Annotated in this window: 20 protein-coding genes and 1 tRNA gene; 6 read left to right on the top strand and 15 right to left on the bottom strand. The window is 61.5% G+C overall.

The features are described from left to right. Positions 1 to 8 precede the first annotated feature (8 nt). A complete protein-coding gene (locus KY494_RS29230; RefSeq protein ID WP_219889342.1) occupies positions 9 to 2216 on the bottom strand; it encodes a penicillin acylase family protein in 2208 nt (735 codons plus the stop codon). A 15-nt stretch (positions 2217 to 2231) separates the two neighbouring features. After that, entirely contained in the window at positions 2232 to 3071 is an 840-nt protein-coding gene (locus KY494_RS29225) for a hypothetical protein (protein WP_219889341.1), read from the bottom strand. 112 nt (positions 3072 to 3183) lie between these two features. On the opposite strand from KY494_RS29225, the gene KY494_RS29220 reads away from it, so the two are divergent. The 4 genes from KY494_RS29220 to KY494_RS29205 all read left to right on the top strand — a co-directional run bounded on the left by KY494_RS29220 (position 3184) and on the right by KY494_RS29205 (position 6618). Next, the gene (locus KY494_RS29220) at positions 3184 to 3630 is read left to right on the top strand and encodes a DUF2939 domain-containing protein (RefSeq protein WP_219889340.1); all 447 of its coding nucleotides are present in this window, start codon (positions 3184 to 3186) and stop codon (positions 3628 to 3630) included. Positions 3631 to 3755: 125 nt separating this feature from the next. Next, positions 3756 to 4259, top strand: a complete 504-nt coding sequence (locus tag KY494_RS29215) for a DUF2939 domain-containing protein (protein ID WP_219889339.1) — start codon at positions 3756 to 3758, stop codon at positions 4257 to 4259. Positions 4260 to 4336: 77 nt separating this feature from the next. Next, on the top strand, positions 4337 to 4549 hold the full coding sequence (locus KY494_RS29210) for a hypothetical protein (RefSeq protein ID WP_146009868.1): 213 nt from the start codon (positions 4337 to 4339) through the stop codon (positions 4547 to 4549). 338 nt (positions 4550 to 4887) lie between these two features. Continuing rightward, a complete protein-coding gene (locus KY494_RS29205; RefSeq protein ID WP_219889338.1) occupies positions 4888 to 6618 on the top strand; it encodes a methyl-accepting chemotaxis protein in 1731 nt (576 codons plus the stop codon). 5 nt (positions 6619 to 6623) lie between these two features. Here the strand turns inward: KY494_RS29205 and KY494_RS29200 are convergent, their stop codons facing one another. Next, positions 6624 to 8015, bottom strand: a complete 1392-nt coding sequence (locus tag KY494_RS29200; RefSeq protein ID WP_219891791.1) for an HD-GYP domain-containing protein — start codon at positions 8013 to 8015, stop codon at positions 6624 to 6626. A gap of 502 nt (positions 8016 to 8517) precedes the next feature. Between KY494_RS29200 and KY494_RS29195 the strand changes: the two genes are divergently transcribed. Both KY494_RS29195 and KY494_RS29190 read left to right on the top strand, forming a co-directional pair. Further along, positions 8518 to 10800: a TonB-dependent receptor gene (locus KY494_RS29195; protein WP_219891790.1), complete on the top strand. Its 2283-nt coding sequence runs from the start codon at positions 8518 to 8520 to the stop codon at positions 10798 to 10800. 102 nt (positions 10801 to 10902) lie between these two features. Next, a tRNA-Leu gene (locus KY494_RS29190) sits at positions 10903 to 10989 on the top strand. A 94-nt stretch (positions 10990 to 11083) separates the two neighbouring features. Here the strand turns inward: KY494_RS29190 and KY494_RS29185 are convergent. From KY494_RS29185 to KY494_RS29130, 12 genes are read right to left on the bottom strand one after another with little or no spacing between them, the layout of a single operon-like run. Next, a complete protein-coding gene (locus KY494_RS29185; RefSeq protein WP_258194551.1) occupies positions 11084 to 12193 on the bottom strand; it encodes a tyrosine-type recombinase/integrase in 1110 nt (369 codons plus the stop codon). Positions 12194 to 12196: 3 nt separating this feature from the next. Beyond that, positions 12197 to 12499: a DUF4224 domain-containing protein gene (locus tag KY494_RS29180; RefSeq protein ID WP_258194550.1), complete on the bottom strand. Its 303-nt coding sequence runs from the start codon at positions 12497 to 12499 to the stop codon at positions 12197 to 12199. Next, entirely contained in the window at positions 12496 to 12732 is a 237-nt protein-coding gene (locus KY494_RS29175) for a hypothetical protein (protein ID WP_219889337.1), read from the bottom strand. Before KY494_RS29175 ends, KY494_RS29180 begins: the two co-directional genes overlap by 4 nt. After that, positions 12729 to 13703, bottom strand: coding sequence for a hypothetical protein (locus tag KY494_RS29170; protein ID WP_219889336.1), 975 nt, complete (start codon positions 13701 to 13703; stop codon positions 12729 to 12731). Before KY494_RS29170 ends, KY494_RS29175 begins: the two co-directional genes overlap by 4 nt. Positions 13704 to 13714: 11 nt before the next feature. Beyond that, on the bottom strand, positions 13715 to 13963 hold the full coding sequence (locus KY494_RS29165; protein ID WP_219889335.1) for a hypothetical protein: 249 nt from the start codon (positions 13961 to 13963) through the stop codon (positions 13715 to 13717). A gap of 10 nt (positions 13964 to 13973) precedes the next feature. Further along, entirely contained in the window at positions 13974 to 14657 is a 684-nt protein-coding gene (locus KY494_RS29160) for a hypothetical protein (protein ID WP_219889334.1), read from the bottom strand. Beyond that, on the bottom strand, positions 14654 to 15463 hold the full coding sequence (locus KY494_RS29155; protein WP_219889333.1) for a PRTRC system ThiF family protein: 810 nt from the start codon (positions 15461 to 15463) through the stop codon (positions 14654 to 14656). The genes KY494_RS29160 and KY494_RS29155 overlap by 4 nt, the downstream gene beginning before the upstream one ends. Before the next feature lie 11 nt (positions 15464 to 15474). Then, a complete protein-coding gene (locus KY494_RS29150; protein WP_219889332.1) occupies positions 15475 to 16245 on the bottom strand; it encodes a PRTRC system protein A in 771 nt (256 codons plus the stop codon). Between the two features lie 44 nt (positions 16246 to 16289). Continuing rightward, entirely contained in the window at positions 16290 to 17039 is a 750-nt protein-coding gene (locus KY494_RS29145; protein WP_219889331.1) for a PRTRC system protein B, read from the bottom strand. Then, positions 17036 to 18088 carry a PRTRC system protein F gene (locus tag KY494_RS29140; protein ID WP_219889330.1) on the bottom strand — a complete coding sequence of 351 codons (1053 nt, stop codon included), beginning with the start codon at positions 18086 to 18088 and terminating at the stop codon, positions 17036 to 17038. Before KY494_RS29140 ends, KY494_RS29145 begins: the two co-directional genes overlap by 4 nt. Beyond that, on the bottom strand, positions 18085 to 18285 hold the full coding sequence (locus tag KY494_RS29135) for a hypothetical protein (protein WP_219889329.1): 201 nt from the start codon (positions 18283 to 18285) through the stop codon (positions 18085 to 18087). The genes KY494_RS29140 and KY494_RS29135 overlap by 4 nt, the downstream gene beginning before the upstream one ends. Positions 18286 to 18287: 2 nt before the next feature. Then, positions 18288 to 18683, bottom strand: coding sequence for a PRTRC system protein C (locus KY494_RS29130; protein ID WP_258194549.1), 396 nt, complete (start codon positions 18681 to 18683; stop codon positions 18288 to 18290). Positions 18684 to 18693 lie beyond the last annotated feature (10 nt).

Raw genomic sequence — 18693 nt, 5'->3', positions numbered from 1 at the left:
GATTACGCTCACTCCCCCGGCCGGTACCTGCGCTCCAGGTGCCGTTCCACCTGCTCGGGATAAAACAGCACGTCCTTGAATTCGCCGCGCGCATACATGGCCGCCTGGTCCTGGAAGTGCGGCGACTTCGGGTCGCCGCTCTGACCACCGGCGAGGATGCTTTTCGCCCTGATGCGGGGGCCGAATTCCACGGCCGCCACGAAGCTGTTGCCGCGCTCGCCATAGATCCGTCGCGTAATACTCTTGCCGCTCTGGCCATACGCGGCCAGCGCGCCCCAGTTGCCCGACGCGTAAGGCACGGGCAAGCTGGCTTGCGCATCGTCAAACGGTTGCACCACGTCGCCCGTCAGGCGCTGGAAGCGGTTGATCTCGCCCCACGGCGTTTGCCAGTGGCCGAAATCGCGCTGCAATTTATCCGCCGCCGTCGCCAGCGCGGCCAGCCGCTGCGCCGCCGTGACCTTGTCCGTCGCCAGAAAATCGACCACGGGCACGCCCTGCTCCCTCGCCTGCTTGCCCGTCAGCTCGGCTAATTCCTGGCCCCAGAACACGGCCAGCGAAGTGGCCGTCGACGTCAGCGCATAGCGCCAGTCCCACGCCCGCAGCAAGGCGATTTTATCGGCCAGCGCCAGCTGTTGCGCGTCGCCCGCCGGCAGCGCATCGTAGGCCGCGAACAGCGGCGGCAGCAAGGTTTCGAAGGCCGTCAGTTCGCTGTCGTAGGACGCGGCGATCAGGCTGTCCAGGGTAAAACCCGTCCTGTTCTGGAAGACCTTGACAGCGTGCAGGCCGCGCGCGTTTTCACCATACACGGACATGTACGCGGGATAGTCCTGCTGGCGCGGGCTGTTGGCACCGGCCGCCGAATACGGCCAGTTATTCGTGTTCTGTATCCAGCCATTCTTCGGATTGAACAGGGTGATGGTTTGCGCCACCGTATGCAGCCCTTTCCATTCCGTGGCCGGGTCGCTGCCGTCGACAGGCTGCTTCCAGTTGAAGCGCGGATCGCGCACGGGGATGAAATTGCCGTGGAAGTAGGCGATATTGCCGTCCGCATCCGCATATACCGTGTTGTTCGACGAATTCGTGCGCAGTTCCATGGTCTTGTAAAACGCCGCGTAATCGCGCGCCTTGGTGCGCGTGTACGATTGCGTGAGCGCCTTCAACGGCTCATGCATCAGCCGTAAGGCCACCCATTTGCCGTCCTGCGCGCGCACGATGGGGCCGTGGTGGCTGTAGTAGACGGTGATGGTTGTCGAGCCCATGGCGCCGTTCGCCAGCTTGTACGGCACGGTAATCGGCACGGCTTTCAGGGGACGCAGGCCGCCGTCATAGCGGTAGAACCATGCGCCATCGTGGTCGACGATGCTTTCCAGGTATTCGTCGATGACGTCGCCGCCACCCGAGGTATGCATCCAGCCCAGGCGCTCGTTAAAACCCTGGTAGACGAAGAACTGGCCCCAGGTGACGGCGCCGTATGCGTTCAGGCCTTCGCCGCTGGTCATCTGCACTTCGGGGCGGAAGTAGAACGAGGTGTGCGGATTGATCATCAGCAGCGCGTGGCCATTTTTCGTGATGGCGGGCGCGATGGCGAAGCCGTTCGAGCCGCTCGGTTCGGGGTCCAAGCCCGTCTCGATGCTGGCCAGCGCCACGGCGGCCGGCCTGGCCTGCTGGCCGTAAAACGCTTCGAGCTGCGCCAGGTTGACGGACTCGATATCGCCGCCGATGCTGCCCTCGCTGAAACTGAGGGCCATCCACGGCTCGAAATGCGCGATCAGCCGCGGTTTTACCTGCGGGTGCGTGGCCAGGTAAAAATTGAGGCCATCGGCAAACGCATCCATCAATGTGCGCAGCCACGGCGGGCTGGCGCGATACTGCGCTTGCAGCTCCTGCGGATCGATGAAAAGCTTCATGCGCAGGTCGCGGTATAGTTCCCGCTCGCCCTCCACTTCCGCCAGCCGCCCCATGGCATTGATATAGTTCAATTCCACGCGGGGAAAATCATCCTCGGCTTGCGCATACATCAGGCCAAAGACGGCATCCGCATCGCTCTTGCCCGTCACGTGGGGAATGCCCCAGGTGTCGCGCGCGATGCTGACGTTGGCGGCCTGCGCCTGCCAGCGCGCCATGTCCGTGACGGAAACGGCGGGTGCCGCCAGCACGGGAGGTACGGCAACGGCGCCGCAGGCGATGGCGGCGAACAGGGCACGGCGAACTGGCATGAACTACTCCAATAGTCAGGATGCGTCGATCAGGGCGGCAATGCGCTGGTTGAGTTCCACATTTTCCGCCTGCAGCTGCGCCACCTTTTGTTTCAGGCTGGCGATCTCGCCGCGCAGGCGCTCCGCTTCGGACGGCGCCTGGGCAGCGTTCTCGGCCCACGGTTCGTTGCCCGTTTCCGGCGTATCCTGCGACACGTGGGGTGCCTTCGGCTCGCGCGGCGTGCGCGTGGCGGCGCGCTGTTCGCGGATTTCCTTGGCCGCCTGGCGTAATAATTTCTTGCCGCCGGCGACAGCCGCCACCTGCTCTTCCTGCGGCAAGGACGCCACGGTGGCCGCCGCATTGATCGAGATCGTGCCCGAACGGACGGCTTCCACCAGTTCCGGAGAAGCGGCTTTCTGGATCTTTTCGATCTGGCTGATCTGGTTGCTGCTCAAGCGCGCCGCCTTGGCCACCTCTTCGCGCGTGCTCATGGGGGGCTTCGGCGCGTTTTCGCCGTCCGGCGCGTCAGCCGCACTGACGGGCGCCGGGCTGCGCGCGGCGACGATTTCCTTCTTGCGCAAGGCCAGCACGCCGCGCTGGAAGTCCGACACGCTGCGGCGCGCCAGGTGATTGTCGATCATCCACAGCATGACGTCGTCGAGCGACGTAAAGCTGGTGTTCTGGATGGTCTTGAATTCGATGCCGTGCTGGCGGCAGATGGCGTAGCGGTTATGCCCGTCGATCAGCACGTCGTTCCACAGCACCAGCGCATCGCGGCAGCCTTCGGCCAGCAGGCTGCGCTCGAGCGCCGCGTACTCACTGGCGGTGAGCGGGTCGATATACGACTGCAGCACCTGATTGATAATGATATTCATGGTTGTCCTCAATATTGCGGCGCGATGGTCCGCGCCGGCACGAATGCTACACCATCCATTGCCCCTGGCCGGGTAAAATCACGGCGGCACAGCTCATACAAAAACACGGACCATGAAAAGAAAGTACGCCACCGCGATCATTTTTAGCGTTGCCGCCATCGGCTTCACCTGGGTCAGCCCCTATATCGCCATGTACCGCATCAGCATCGCGGCAAAATCCGTGCGCCTGGAAAACCTGGCGCAGCAGGCCGACCTGCCCGCCGTGCGCGCCAGCGTGGCGCGCCAGCTGCGGGCGGCCGGCGAAACGGCCGGCGAAGACGATTTCAAGGAAATGCTCGACACCATCGTCTCGCCGCCCGGCATCACGGTGTTGATCCTGCACGGCAAGCAAGGGGCGGATGGCAAGCGCCACGACTTCGGCATGGCGTACCGATCGTGGAACGAAGTGGTGCTGCGGCGCAGTGGCGCCGGCCCCGCCGCCAGCCAGTTTTTGATGCGCCGGCATGGCATCTGGGACTGGAAACTGACGGACATTACCTTGCCGCCAGAATTACTCTGACGAAACTTGATCTAAAACAACACTTACCTAAACCGCCATATTGATTTTCGGAAATATTATGTAGAATGCTAACACTTCAGGCGCACCGGGTCGCCAGGCATCCGAGAGATTGCACGATGAAAAGAATGTTGCTTCTCGCTCTAGTGGCACTGGTCGCGCTGGCCGGCGCCTTCTATGGCAGCCCATATTTCACCATGAACAAGATCCGTACGGCAACAATGGATGAGGATACTCAGGCCCTGGCTGCGCAAATCGACCTGGCGCGGCTGCGCGGCAGCCTGGGGCAGCAACTGCATGCCCTGTTCTCGGCGCCGGAAGTGGCCGACGACATCAGCGCCGACGTCATCGACCCCTTGCTCGATACCATGCTGATGCCTGAAGGCATCGTCGCCTTGATGAAGCTCAATGACCGCTACGAAAAGCCGATCGCCAAGGTCAGCGACATCAGCGGCCGCAAGCGCAATGCCAAGCCCGACTACAAGCTGCGCTACACCTCGTGGGACAAGGTCGTGGTGCAGCGCGCCCATAGCAAAAGCCATATCGGCGAGCTGACCCTGACGCGCGACGGCCTGTGGCGCTGGAAACTGGTATCGGTGGCGCTGCCCAAGAATCTGCTGGCCGACGCGTAACACTCCGGCCGTCGTATCGGCAAACAGCGGCTGGGCGACACTGCTATCATCGGGTTTTGATTTCCATCGGAGGCAGCATGTCAGACCTGGTACAACACGCACTGGCCCACGCGGGCAAACCGGCCACCACGCCCTGGGTGGTGACCTTGATCAGCGGTGAAAAACTCACCGGTCCCATTTCCCCGCTCAGCGACGGCTGCTACGCCATCGGCCTGGGGCAAATCAAGTACTTTGCCAGCGACAAGGTCGCCTGCCTGAATGTGTCGGGCGCGGGCGCGTTCCCCATCTGATCATGGACCGCCAGGGCCAACAACCTTCAAGCCCTTGGCCGCTTGACCGTCTCGCCGGCCAGTCCCTCCGGAACTGGCCATCCGTGCTAAATAGTTGTTTTTGGGCACGCAAAATCTGATTGATTTACGAAAATTTGTGTGCCACAATGATTTTAACAAATAAAACGAATACCGAATTTTATTATTGAAATCGGTTTTTACATGGCACGATCCTCACACCACGAATCCGTGTTCTGGATAGAGAAGCACTGCGTAGGGCATGGCCCGTTGCCAGGCAACATCCTGGCCCCACGCAAGCACCCTTTCTAATCTTTATCACGTATTCTGGGAGAGGCATCATGAATAACTTAACTGTTCGCGCCCAACTGACCCTGGCATTCGGCCTGCTGGTCTTTTTCCTCATCGGCATCTCGGTACTGTCCGTGCGGAGTCTGTCCAACTTCAACGCCGGCTTTGAGCAGTATGTCAACGGCATCATGGCGCGCGCCAATACGGCGCACCGCGTGCGTGACGCGATCGACATGCGTGCCGTGGCGGCCAGGAACCTGGTGCTCGTCACCAAGCCGGAAGACATGGAAATCGAACGCCAACACGTGTTGCAGGCGCAGGCCGATGTCGTCAAGAACATGCAGCGCCTGCTGGAGCTGGCACAGAAGCCCGGTGTATCGGACGAGGTGCGCGTCATCATCAACAAGATCGACAGCATCGAAAAACGCTATGCTCCCGTGGCGCTGTCCATCGTCGACCTGGCCCTGCAAAAGAAAAACGAGCAAGCCATCGTCAAGATGAACGAGGAGTGCCGCCCGCTGCTGGCCGCCCTCGTTGCCGCCAGCGATGAATATTTCGCGCTGACGGACCAGCGTTCCGCCCTCATCCTGCAGGAAGATAACGAACGCTATGTCAGCAACCGGAATATCCTCATCGGCACCAGCTTGCTGTCCATCGTGCTGGCGGCCCTGGCGGGCTGGCTCATCACGCGTCACTTGCTCAAGGCGCTGGGCGCCGAACCGCGTCAGCTGTGCGACGCCGTCAGCCTGCTCGCCGGCGGCGACCTGACAGGAAAACTCAGCGTCGCAGCGAACGATACGGCCAGCGTGCTGTCGGCGCTGCAACGCATGCAAGTGTCGCTGACCTCGGTAGTCTCATCCGTCCGCCAGGATTCCGACACGGTGTCCCTTGCCGCCGCGGAGATTTCCACCGGTAATAACGATCTTTCCACACGCACGGAACAACAAGCGAGTTCACTGGAAGAAACCGCTTCCTCAATGGAAGAGCTCACCAGCACCGTACGCAAGAATGCGGACAATGCCCGCGAAGCCAATGTGCTGGCCACGACCGCATCGGACGTCGCCAGCAAGGGCGGCGCCGTGGTGGGGCAAGTGATGGGTACCATGGACCTGATCAGCGAATCGTCGCGCAAGATTGTCGACATCATCAGCGTCATCGACGGCATCGCCTTCCAGACCAATATCCTGGCCCTGAATGCCGCCGTGGAAGCGGCGCGGGCCGGTGAACAGGGCCGTGGTTTCGCCGTCGTGGCGACCGAGGTGCGTGGCCTGGCCCAGCGCAGCGCCAGCGCGGCCAAGGAAATCAAGACGCTGATCGACGATTCCGTCAGCCGCGTCGAAGCGGGCGCCAAGCTGGCGGCGCAGGCGGGCACGACGATGTCCGAGGTAGTCGCCAGTGTCGCCCGCGTCAGCCATATCATCGCCGAGATCACGATGGCCAGCCAGGAGCAGTCCGCCGGTATCGAGCAGATCAATCAGGCGGTGACGCAGATGGACAGCGTCACGCAACAAAATGCGTCGCTGGTGGAAGAAGCGGCGGCGGCGGCCGAATCGCTGCGCGACCAGGCCAGCCACCTGGTGCAAACCGTGAGCATCTTCAAAACGCACGACAGCCAGGTGGCGGCACCCGCACGCACGACGGCGCCAGCACGCGCCAGCACAAAACCGCTGCGCCTGGTACCGGCGGCGGCCAGCAGCACCGTCAAGCGCCAGGCCGCGCCGGCAAAACCCCGTGCGGCGCAAGCGCAAGCCGTGACGGCCGGCGATTGGGAAGAATTTTAAGCAGATCACGCCGTCAGGCACTCGTTCTCCGGCTGCGCGAGATCGGGCAAGCCGGCCAGCGCCACTTTCAAGGCGGCAAAACACTGCGCGTCGATGGCTGTGCCCACGGTCTCGGCCATGATTTCGAGCGCTTTCGGAATGGGAATTGGCCCCCGATATGGCCGGTCGGCCGTGATGGCGTCGAAAATATCGGCCGTGGTGATGATGCGCGTTTCCAGGCTGATGTCGTCGGCCGTCAAACCACGCGGATAGCCCTTGCCATCGAGCCGCTCATGGTGCGCAGCGGCCACGACAGCCAGTTCGGCAAACGCATCAATGCGTGACAGAATCGTTTCCGTATAGTGTGCGTGCTGCCGCACGGCCAGCCACTCATCCGCGTCAAGTTTGCCGGCCTTGTCCAGCACGCTATTGCTGACGCCAAGTTTCCCGACGTCATGCAGCAAGGCACCCCGCTTGAGCCAGCGACGCCGCTCCGGCGTCACGCCCAAGGTTTCGGCGATCATGTCCGCATACAAGGCTACCCGGGCGCTGTGCCCGCTCGTGTACGGGCTTTTCGAATCGACCACCTGACCGAACGCGGCAGCGATGTCGTCGAGATAGTCCTCATCCACCGGCACAGCACGGTTGGCCGGCTCCAGCGCCGCCACGGCAGCCGTCAGGTCCTGCGACCGCAACATGGACCAGAAGGCGGCCGACTGCGCAATCCGCTCGAACGCCTGCACCAATTGCGGGTCAAACCAGCTGCCCGCGCGCTGGCGCACCTCGGCCTGGGCGGCGCGCGCGCCATCGGCCGTATGAAACACGTCGATCACCTGTGCCAGCAGGGCAATGCGCGAAAACAAGGGAATCGCCTGCCCTGCCAGTTTGTCCGGCTTGCCCTGACCGTTGTGGTGTTCGTCGAGGCTGTAGATGCCCTGTGCCACGGATTCCGGAAAGCGCAGCAGGCGCGCGATGTCGGCGCCGCGCTGGCAGCGCGTGGCGATCAGCTCCTGCGCGATGTGCGCGCCGTCGCGCAAGATCGTCATCACGGCGCGGAAGCGCTCGGCCAGGCCCGCCTTCAGGCCCGTGTGCTTGAGGACGAATTTGAGCACTTGCGGCAGGCTGTCGCCCACCGTCTTGAAGCCCTGTTTGAAAGACAGATCGTCCGTCAGGTAGAGCTCGCAGATGCGCGCCGCATTGCTGCTGCAGCCCAGGTCCTTGAGCAGCAGCGTGTAATACAGATTCCACAGGTCTTCATCCGCCATGCCCAGTTCGCGTCCCACGTGCATGCCGATCCAGCAACAGCGGATGCAATGGCCTTCTGGCTGCCCCTCCGTGATGTCCAGGGCCTGGCTCAGGGCGGCGATCAGTTCGGAAAGCCGGATGCCGTCAGCGGGCGGCGCACTTGCGGATAGCATTAACATGGCAGAAATATAAGTTTCTAATTTGCAATAAATTATATTCTACGCGAGATCTTGCCTGTAGATACCTTGGGGCGACATCATTGTCCGTGCATGCGCCGCGCCCGGCAGCTGGCAGGCAAGATGCCATCCCAGGATGTGGCAACACAACAACATCGCATGGCAGAAAGAAAAAGGGGAACTGTCGTATTTTCCGCACTGCACACCGGCCGTTTACACGCCAGGGCGTCGGCATGTTTGCGCTGGCGCAGGGAAAAATTTCGCTGGCCAAGCCATCCTTTGCGCTGGCACAAGCCTGTCGGCACCCCACTATGCACCCGCCAGATATTGACGACAAATACGATTTTATTCACGTATTGAGTCGAAACGCATATAAATAGTCTTGCCTGGAAAATGGCATGAATACCAAAACTTTCCGTGCTAGCATGATTTTTCGTCTAGCGGACTTGCGCCTGCCTGGACCTTTCGAACAACCTTGACCGACAGGAGCCGTTTCATGATGACACCGCATGCCAGCACACACGCCAGCACCATACGCCACAGCCTGATTGCCCTGGCGATCACTGCCGCCTTTCCCCTGCAGGCAATGGCGCAGGACAGCGTCCCGGCGCCGGCCGCACCAGCGGCACAGGCCGGTCCTGGCCAGCTGGAAACGGTAATCGTGACGGCACAGCGGCGCGCGGAAAACATCAAGGACGTACCCATGTCCATCGCCACCCTGAAAGGCGACAAGCTCGACACCCTGACGGCCGGCGGCGCCGACATCCGCTTCCTCAACAGCCGCTCGCCCAGCGTCTCCGTCGAATCGGATTACGGCCGCACCTTTCCCCGCTTCTACATTCGCGGCCTGGGCAATACCGATTTCGACCTGAACGCCTCGCAGCCAGTGGGCCTGGTGATGGACGACGTGGTGCAGGAAAACGCCATGCTGAAAGGCTTTCCCGTGTTCGACGTCGATCAGGTGGAAGTACTGCGCGGCCCGCAAGGCACCTTGTTCGGCCGTAACTCGCCGGCCGGCGTGATCAAGTTCGATTCCGCCAAGCCCGTCTTCAAGACGGAAGGCTACCTGAGCGGCGGCTTCGGCAAGGATGGCATGAAGAACCTGGAAGGCGCCTTCAACGTGCCCGTCAGCGACACCGTGGCCCTGCGCTTTTCCGGCCAGACGCAGCGCCGCGACGACCGCGTGCACAACCCGCGTCCCACCGGCACGCGCGACTTCGAAGGCTATGAAGACAGCGCCGCCCGCCTGCAGGTGCTGGTCAAGCCCACGCGCGACTTCACCGCCCTGTTCAACGTGCACGCGCGCAACCTCGATGGCACGGCGACGCTGTTTCGCGCCAACATCCTGAAACAGGGCACCAACGACCTGGTCGACAATTTCGATTATGGCTCCTACCCTACCGATGGCATCAACCGCCAGCACCTGAAAACCAAGGGTGGCAGCATGCGCCTGAAATGGGACTTGCCTGGCGTCACCCTGCATTCGATCACCGGCTACGAAAAACTCGATTTCTTCAGCCGCGCCGACGTCGACGGCGGCTATGGCGCCGTGTACGCGCCGCCGATGGGCCCCGGCTTCATTCCTTTCGTCGTGGAAACAGCCGACGTGATCCCGAACCACAAGCAGATTTCGCAGGAATTCCGCGCCGAATCGAGCGCAAAGGGCCCGCTGCAATGGATAGGCGGCCTGTTCTACTTCAAGGAAGATATCCAGATCGACAGCATCAGCTTTGACAGCCTGGCGCCCGGCAATCCGCAAAACAGCGCCTACGCCACGCAAAACCAGAGCTCGAAGTCGTACGCGGCCTTCGGCTCGCTCAACTACACGGTCTCGGACGCCCTGAAGCTGCGCGCCGGCCTGCGCTACACGAGCGACAAGAAGGATTTCTCGGCCAAGCGCGTGGAAGCGACCACGGCCGGCCCGTTCAACTTGCATGACACCTCGCACAACGTCAGCTGGGACCTGAGCGGCACCTATGTGCTGACGCCGGAAACGAACGCCTACGCGCGCATCGCCACCGGCTACCGCGCGCCATCGATGCAAGGCCGCCTGAACGGCCTGGCCGACCGCCCCTCGCAGGCCGGCGCCGAAAAAGTGCTGTCGGTGGAAGCGGGCATCAAGCAAGACCTGTTCGACAAGCGCGCGCGCCTGAGCCTGGCCGTATTCCAGTACCGCGTGAAAGACAAGCAATTGACGGCCGGCAGCGGCGTGGTCAACATGAACCGCCTGCTCAATGCCGAGAAGGCCACCGGCCAGGGCGTGGAGCTGGACTTCCAGGCGAACCTCAGCGACTCGCTCAGCATGACCCTGGGCGGCAGCTACAACCACACGGAAATCCAGGACAAGAAACTGTACGTGCAAAGCTGCGGCAACGCCCAGAACACCCCGGCCAGCGGCTGCACCGTCACCGACCCCGTCGGCCCCTTCGTGGGCACGGCCTACATCGACGGCAACCCGCTGCCGCGCGCGCCCGAATGGCAAACCAACTTCACCTTGAAATACAGCATCCCCCTCGCCAATGGCGAGTTCTACGCCTACACGGACTGGGCCTACCGCACCAGCTACAACTTCTTCCTGTACGAAGCGAAGGAATACAAGGCCAAGGAACTGCTGGAAGGCGGCTTGCGCGTCGGCTACAAATGGGACCGCTACGAACTCTCGGCGTACGGCCGCAACATCACCAACCAGATCCAGGCACTGGGCGCCATCGAATTCAACAACCTGACGGGCATCGTCAACGAGCCGCGCACGTATGGGGTGCAGTTCAAGGCGACGTTTTGACGGCAGATAGATAAAACCAGGCTGTCCGGTGCAAACCGGACAGCCTGGCTCAGGCACAAGATGGCGTGATGCGTATCACCTGTGCTAAAATCTCGCCGCGCTGCCCGGATGGTGAAACTGGTAGACACTGGAGACTTAAAATCTCCCGCCTGTAAGGGCGTGCCGGTTCGATTCCGGCTCCGGGCACCAGCGCACATGCATTTTACAGAGATAGTGACCACTATTTTTCTCGTTCCCACCAGTTCCGCAAAACTGGTTTTGTTCCGCAAAAAGTCTCCCGTAGCTATTTTGTAGGCTTGACGAGCTTGCCTCGCCGATGTCGCACATACCTGGCTGTCATGGCCGTTGTGGTGTGCCCCAGCTGCGCTTGTGCCGCTGCAATTCCGCTAATTTCCTCCGTATCAGTGCCGGCCTTGGCTCGCAAATCCCGGAACTGAAAATTCTTGATGTCTTTGGCTATTCCTGGATTGTCGGCGGCCGCTTTCGCGCGCGCCGCTTCAAATGCATATCGCAGCATGTATTTCGTCATCTGCTGGCCATCGTCGTTATTGATCAGTCCTATGCCGACGACCGGGCGCTTGTCGATCTTCTCTAACAACGCCGCCAGCTCACCTACGATCTCGATGCGTAATTTTTTGCGTGTTTTATTCTGGTTTATTTCGATTGCGCCATCTTTCAAATTGGCGCGCGTGATCTTCAGCATGTCGGCCGGTCGCTGGCCAGTGAGGTAAGCCAGGTCAAGGGCGTCTCGCAGGCCTTGCGCTGCCGCAGCATATACGGCTGAAAACACTTCATTGTCGACGTACACGTCCCGCCCCTCCTCCTTGAAGCCCTTGATCCCTGCACACGGGTTAGCTTGATTGGTCAAGCCAGCGCCACGTGCAAAATTCCAGATATGCGACAGCAGCGCCTTATCCCGGTTGGCCGCAACTTGCCCTTCCTTGCCGGTCCAGTCGGGCACGGGTTTGCCACGCGCCGCCAAGCTGGCGTTCTTTTTCCGTTGCTCTTCGGCTATGCTGGTCGATCGCCACGTCAGGTATTGGCGCACCATTACCGGCAGAATGGAATCCATCGGCTCTTGACGATCATCGAAGAACTGGTACAGGTGCGCCAGCTCGTTCATGTTCTTGCGTTGCGTATCCAGGCCTTTTTTATTCATGACCTCCCGGATATAGCGCTCAGCCACCATGCGAAAAGTCGGCCGTGTTGCTGATGGAATCGCGCTGGCCGTCAGCTCAGCCCATTTCCGCACTGCCTCGACATAGTCCGAGCCAAGCGATATCTCACTTCGCGGCCGTTTGCCCGTGTCCAGGAAGTAATAGGTAATCCGACCGCGATGGCGCGCTCGCATGCCCGTCGGCAGGTTTTTATTTCTGGTTGGAACTCGTCCCATGGTCTATTTCGCCCTCAAGCCAGGTGGTACCCATGCGGATTTTTCCTGGGGTGCTGCGGCTGTCTTGCCGTCTACGGCTGTTCTCGCCACGACTGGCCGGCCGATAGCATTGATAAAAAATGGAATTCCCATTGTCCGTAGGGCCTTCACCTGCAGGCTTTTGAGCTTGCGCCCAGTTAAAATTGCGACATCATCTGCAGTCAGGAAGGTGCCGCTCGACTTCACGTTTTCAGCAATTCCGTCAGCCGCTGGGCGACTAGCTTGAGAACTGCGCGGGATCACGCCCGCAAGTTGGGCATGCATCATGGACTTTTCCTTTCGGCAGATGCCTCGATCATCTTGGCTACCTTCACCACGCATGCGCCAACATCCGGTTCGCACCAGGAGCTGCCCCAGAATTCAGTAATACCGATGTTACCGACACATTTGGTTTCCCAGTCGATACTCAGTCCGTGCTTTTTTGCCAGCGGTACCCAGCGAGCCGCGCTGACTGGCTTCGGCACGGGCTTCGGGGCGAAGCAGTCTGGAAAGCGGCTCATGATTTCACCGTCTTGCTAGCCTCGGCCCGCGCGTACGCTGCTTTGAGATCGGCCTCGGCGGCCGTGCGCCATTCATCGCCGTGCTCGATCGCCAGGCGAAGATACCGGTCGAGCACGAAAGCCTGTTCGTCCTCGCATTTGGTGCGTATCTCGGCACCAGCCGCACGGTAGACGTGTGCGATGGGTCCTGTACGGAAATTCGGCAATCCCAGAACATCGGCGAGGGCTGGTGTCATCGTGGCCGGATAGCGTATCTCGCTGTCGTCTGCCAGCGCTGCACTGGCCCAGGCGGCGATGCCGGATGGATACCCTGGGCGACAATGCGAGAAACGTTTTGCCAAAACCGTTTGCAGCACGGCGTGTTCGATGCCATCGGCGCGCACAAATTCTGGCGGCGCAATGTTGCCCCCTCGCTGGTGGATCATCATGGCAAAGTTACCTGCATCAATCGGGTCGCCTCCACTTGCCTGATTGCGCAGCATGGTCGTCAGATCGCCGAGGCTACACTGCTCCGGGTCGTCCCAGCCGCCGCGGCCCTTTGCACGTGCCAAGGCCAATTTTTCCTTCATCGCAGCCGCAAAGCGGTCGACGGCAACGTCGTCGGCGTGCTGTTCTGCCGTTGGTGGAATCGGCGCGGCCGCAAGCATGGCGCGATATGCTGGTGCCATCGTGGCGAGCATGCCGGCGACCGCGTCAACCGTCGTGCCAGGCGCCATATCCATCTGCATCAGGACAATTGGCGCCGCTAGGCGTGCTAGCGCGATGTCGGCCGGGCTGGCTGTCGGCCAGATCGCAACTGCGGCGGCGGCGATTATTTCCGGTGTCGGCTCAAGTGGCACGAGTTTGTAGCCATCAGGTACGGCCAGTTGGGCGGCGGCCATAAAAAAGGCGTCGGCCTCGGTGTGTTTTGGGGCGTTCACACCTGGGATATGAAGGTCACGCAGGCGACAGAATTCTTGGTAGGTACTCATTATTGGAGGCCTTATTGGTAGTGTGCGTCGATGCCGATCAAGCCGGGGAATGTGCCGCCGCTTCTGATGTGTGCCGCGAGCAGTGCCTCAAGATCAGCATGCTTGCCACGCGTCATCTCGCTGCATTCCCAGTCCTCCGGATCATCTGGTCGTGCAGCATCGGTAGCGATAAAGTCGCACGCCACCTGTTCGGATTCGGCAGCGACGTATGCCCAGTCATCGACCTGGAATATTTTGATTTCGGTGTTATCGGTGTTCATGGCCTATCCTTTACTTTTCGTGGTGCTGTGGCACTTGCTTGAATTCAATGCCCCATACCCACGGGTTAGCAGCCCAGCTGCCGGCGCCGTTGATGGATTCCCATATCCGTTCGTATGGCGCGATGGCGGCGCGCCGGTAAATTGCTGCTCGCTCAACGTCGTTCGCGCCGAATACCGAAATTTGCCGCACCTGGTCAGGTGCAACTCCCTCGGCAGTTGCATCAGCGGCACTGCAGTCGTTGAGGCGCTCGACGCGCACCGATATGATCTCCAGCATGATCCTGCTGGCCCAAAGCGGCATGTGGATGCTCACGCGGGTCTTGCCGTCCGTCTTGCCGAAGTGCGCGCCATGGCGTAGAGCCGTGCCATCGGCTTCGTACTTGACGGGCCAGCCGCTGAAGTCGCGCGGCGGCTTTGCGTCAAGGCTTGCATCGGTGCGCCATGTCTCGCGCACCCAGATTCGATCTCCTGGCGCGCCGTGCGGGCAAGCATCATCGAAAATGCCAGGATGCTTCTGGAAGCTATCCTCGACGCGCATCATCGACTGCGCTGCGTTCGAAGGCCACCAGTGCTTGCCCGGCTCCCCGGGAATCGGCTCAGGCTGCGGCTTCATAACCCGCCGCGTCTGCACCTTACTGCCGTCGAGCAGGGCGCGCACCATCGGCGCGTTGAAAAGCATGCTAGTTGTTTTCATGCCATCACCCGCACGCGCAGCTCTTCTGCCTCGGCCGCTTCCGGTGCGGCCGCCGAATCCTTCACCAGCAACGGCCGCATGCTGCCGGTACGCAGGTTGACGAAGGCGCCATGCCAGGTCAGGCGGCCGTGACGGAAGAATTCCCACAAAATCGACAGCGCCGGCGTGACAACGGCCTGGTTGACGAATAATTCCTGGCGCTCCAGCGCTTCGGCCAGGCCGCAGCTGGGCGTATCGTCTTCGACGGCCTGGACGTCGACCAGCTCGGGCAGCACGCGGTACGGATCGGGCAGGCGCGCGCTGCCGGGCGGCGCCTTGTGGGCTGGGCTGCCGTCGGCGTTGGCCAGCTCGCCGAACAGCACTTGGCCGTCGGCTGCGCGGTTGCCCATGTCCATCAGGTAGTACGGCTTGTTCGGATGGCGCAGCGCGCGGCCGTTGGCGATTTCGTAGCGCGACTTGGCGCTGTCGACGCAGGCGATCAGCATGTCGGGCGCGCCCTTGCCAGCTTCGTATCGGCCGAAATGCGCCTCCCAGTTCAGGCCAAAAAACGCGTTGATGCGGCTGACCAGCACGATCGCCTTGCTCGATCCGACGTCGAACTGGCCGAACATCTGGCGGCCCATGTTGGCCTCGCTGACCGTGTCCGGGTCGAACGCGATGACGTTCAGGCCGGGGTGGCCCAGTGCCGTCAGCGCGTGATTCAGGCGCGCCAGGCCGGTCAGCATTTGCGAGCCGTTGCCGCCGCAGCCCACCAGGTGAATCATCACCTGGTGCTGCAGGAAATGCGCGGGAGTAATGTGGGGCATGTCGATGGCTCCTATGCGGCGGCCGGTTCGGCCGTGAATATCTTGTCAGCCGGTACCGCCAGCGTCATGAACATGCCCAGCACGCACAGCCGGAATGCGACCGTCGGCAGCTGCTGATCTAGGTTGCCGTACACGCCGGAAATTTTCACGCTGCCGGCATCGTCCAGGTTGTCGGTCTCGCTGAAAAACGCCGGATGCGCGCCATGGCTGTGCAAGTCGATGGCCAGGTGCTCGCGCTCTGCCAGCAACAACTGCTGGAACTGGATGTGGCCGCTGGTCGGTTCGCCGATCGGCAATGGGTAGCGCAAGGCCCACTCGCGCGTTTCGTCATTCCAGATCAAGCTGGCCGCGCTCTCGATCGGCGACTTCAGGCGCGCCACTTCGCCGAATGCGCGCAGTTCCTCGAGAGCACTGCCGATCTTGCCAAACGCGAATTCGACCTTCGGCTTGATGGCGCCAAACGGCATGCGCACCGCTTTTTGCTCCGCCAGGCGCTGGATCAGGTGCAGCCACGGCCGGCGCACCTCCAAGTAGACGCCGTCATCAGCCATCAGGAAGCGGTGGCCTGCTTCCTCCAGCGCGTGAAACTCGCTGTGCAGCGGCACCACGACGACCGGCGCGGCGCGCAACAGCACCATATCCATAGCCAGTTTTTCCGGATCGGCCGCTTCTTCGTCGACCGCCAGCAGCAGCGGGCGCGCGTCGCGCAGCGCCGTTTCGGTGTGCAGCAGGAACGCCTCGTAGGACGTTTTGGTGATATTGAGCAGTTCATCGAATTTCATTGCAAGATCTTGGCCGTTCATCGTGTGTCCTTTGGTATGGGTGGTTATTGGTTGCTATTGCTTTGCGTGATGCGCGCAATCGCGCTTTGTAAATCTTCTTTCGTTGACGCCAGCGCGCTGCGCATCGCGTCAGGGTCCGGCTTGGCCAGCTGGCTGACCCAAACGGCTTTCGTGCCGCCCTTGGTTTTCACCGTGTGCGGCGTCTGCCGGTTCGAGTGCGTGAAGTGGCTGCGAAAAAATGCGTCTTCGTAGGCGGGTATCGCACTGGCGGCGAGCGCTTCGGGCAGGCCGACATTGCCGGTGCAAATGCGGCCGCCATCCCACACATTGAAGTGCGGCGAGTGATACAGGGTTGTGGTGGGGCCAGGCCTAGCCGAGTCGCGCAGGGCGAATACATACCAGCTGCCTGGCACGGCCACAAACACCAGGGCCGGATGTGCCGCCGGGCCATGGGTGGTACCTATCTCGGGGTAATTCGATTTGAACCAGGTGGTGCGCACCGCCGCAGGCGTCCACCAGGCGATCATGTTCGGCGCCGTATACAGCAAATTTTCAGGCACGAAGCCGGCGTAAGCGGTTTTGACACTCACGCGCGCGGCAAAAGCCGCCAGGTCGGCTTTCGTCATCGGTACACCGGGCCCGATGACGCGGCGCGCCGGATTATTGGCGTCGATCTCGATCCCATGCGTCGTCGCGTAGATCGGGCCGCCGTGATTGTCCGCTTGGTACATCAGCAAGGCGCCGCACAGGGTCAACGTGGTGTCGCCGGCGGCGATGATGGCCACGGTTTTCATATAGGTTCTCCGATTAGTTCCAGCAAACGCTCGGTCAGCTGGGCCAGTTGCATGACCTGGCGGGTGCGCGATTGATATTTTTTGATGGCGGCGCCCGACGGCACCATCCCGTGGATGTCGATGAATTCGGTGTAGTCGCCCGCTTCGCCGTGCATGTTCAATTCATCGTCGAGCACGCGGCTGATCTGGTCGTTATCACGCCACAGCAGCACCATGCAGCCATCGACGGAATCGGCGGGATAGTTGTGCGCCCCTACCTCATGTGGTCGAATAGTGAATTCTGGGCTGTTGACCAGCGCGGAAATTGCATCGCAGGCCGCAATTACATCGTGCTGGAAGCTGTTGCTGGCGGCAGCGACGATCTCGCCGCGCGACACCACACGTGCTGGGCTCGTTACCCAGCGCGGCATGTCGCCGTAAAATTCGGCACGCGTCAGAATGTCACCATCATCGATTACCTGCTGGATGGTTTCGTAACCGCGCTCCTCGCGCTGGTCTTCGAGCAATTCTTCGTCCGTCTGGCAGTCGTGCCAGTGCATCCATTGGGCCGCACTAACCGCGCGCCACGGGTCCAGCGCATTCGGCAAGTACATCGTGGCATCGAAAAGTACGGCCAGCACGGTCTGCCCGAAACCGGCCAGGTGCTGCTCCAGCGCGGTAATGCGCGGCTCCAGGGCGAAGCGCGGCATCTGGATATCGGTGTTTCTGGTCATGCAAAACCAGATGGTGCTTTCATCCAGATGGCGGTGATATCCATCTTCTGGCAACTGCTGCACATGCAGGCCCCAGCTGAAAAATTTGGAGCAATACTGGATCGAGGTCCACCAAGTGCTCAGGGCGGCCACCGCCAGGGCGCGTTCGTCCGGTTCGGCAAAAACCTTGACCAGCGGCGCGTTCGGGCGCGACTTGAGCATGGCGGCGGTAATCTGGTTCGCCTGCAGCAGCGCAATAGCGAGTGGCGCGACCAGGCTATTTGGCTCGCGCAAGCGCACGGCCGACGGAATGCCCGCATGCAGGGTCGGCATCGCCAGCAGGCCCGGCCCCATCATGGCAGCACCACGTGGGCAAACGACGGCGCCAGCAAGCGTGGGCCGCTGCGCGCCTTATTGTGTGCCAGTGTGCTGGCCAGCACGCGGGCCAGGGGTGAATCCACCTCGACCGGAGTAATCGTATTAACCGGCACGCCGCTTGAGGCCAGCGTGCCGGCTTCGCGCAGCTTCGCGATTGCAGTTTTGCGCGTCAACATGGTCAGGCCGCCACGCTGCAGTGTTTGCCGTGCAGTTCGGTCAGGCGCACGCGCGCATCGTGGTCGATGTACGTCACCTCATTGCGGCCCACGGCGGCCTGCAGTTCCTTGATGAATTCGGCGTCTTCGCTGTCGAGCCAGTTGGCGTGCAGCAGCGCGCCGACGTCGCGGATCAGGCCGGTCAGCTCGCAGCCCTTGGTGCCGACGGCGCGGCGGAACGTGTAGACGGCCTTGGCGCCCAGCTGCTCGGGTCCCTCGATATCGGCGCTGATGATTTCCGGGTAGACCGTGGCGTAGAAGTCGCGCACCTGCACCAGGTTGAAGGTGCTATTCGGGTCCTGCAGCACCACGCCGTTATAACGGAATTCACGGATCAATTTTTCGATTTGCATAGCCATGGCAGATAGC

Source organism: Janthinobacterium sp. PAMC25594 (assembly GCF_019443505.1).
GTDB lineage: Bacteria > Pseudomonadota > Gammaproteobacteria > Burkholderiales > Burkholderiaceae_D > Janthinobacterium.
Note: the sequence above shows the minus strand (reverse complement) of the source record. Positions and strands in the feature narration are given on the sequence as shown.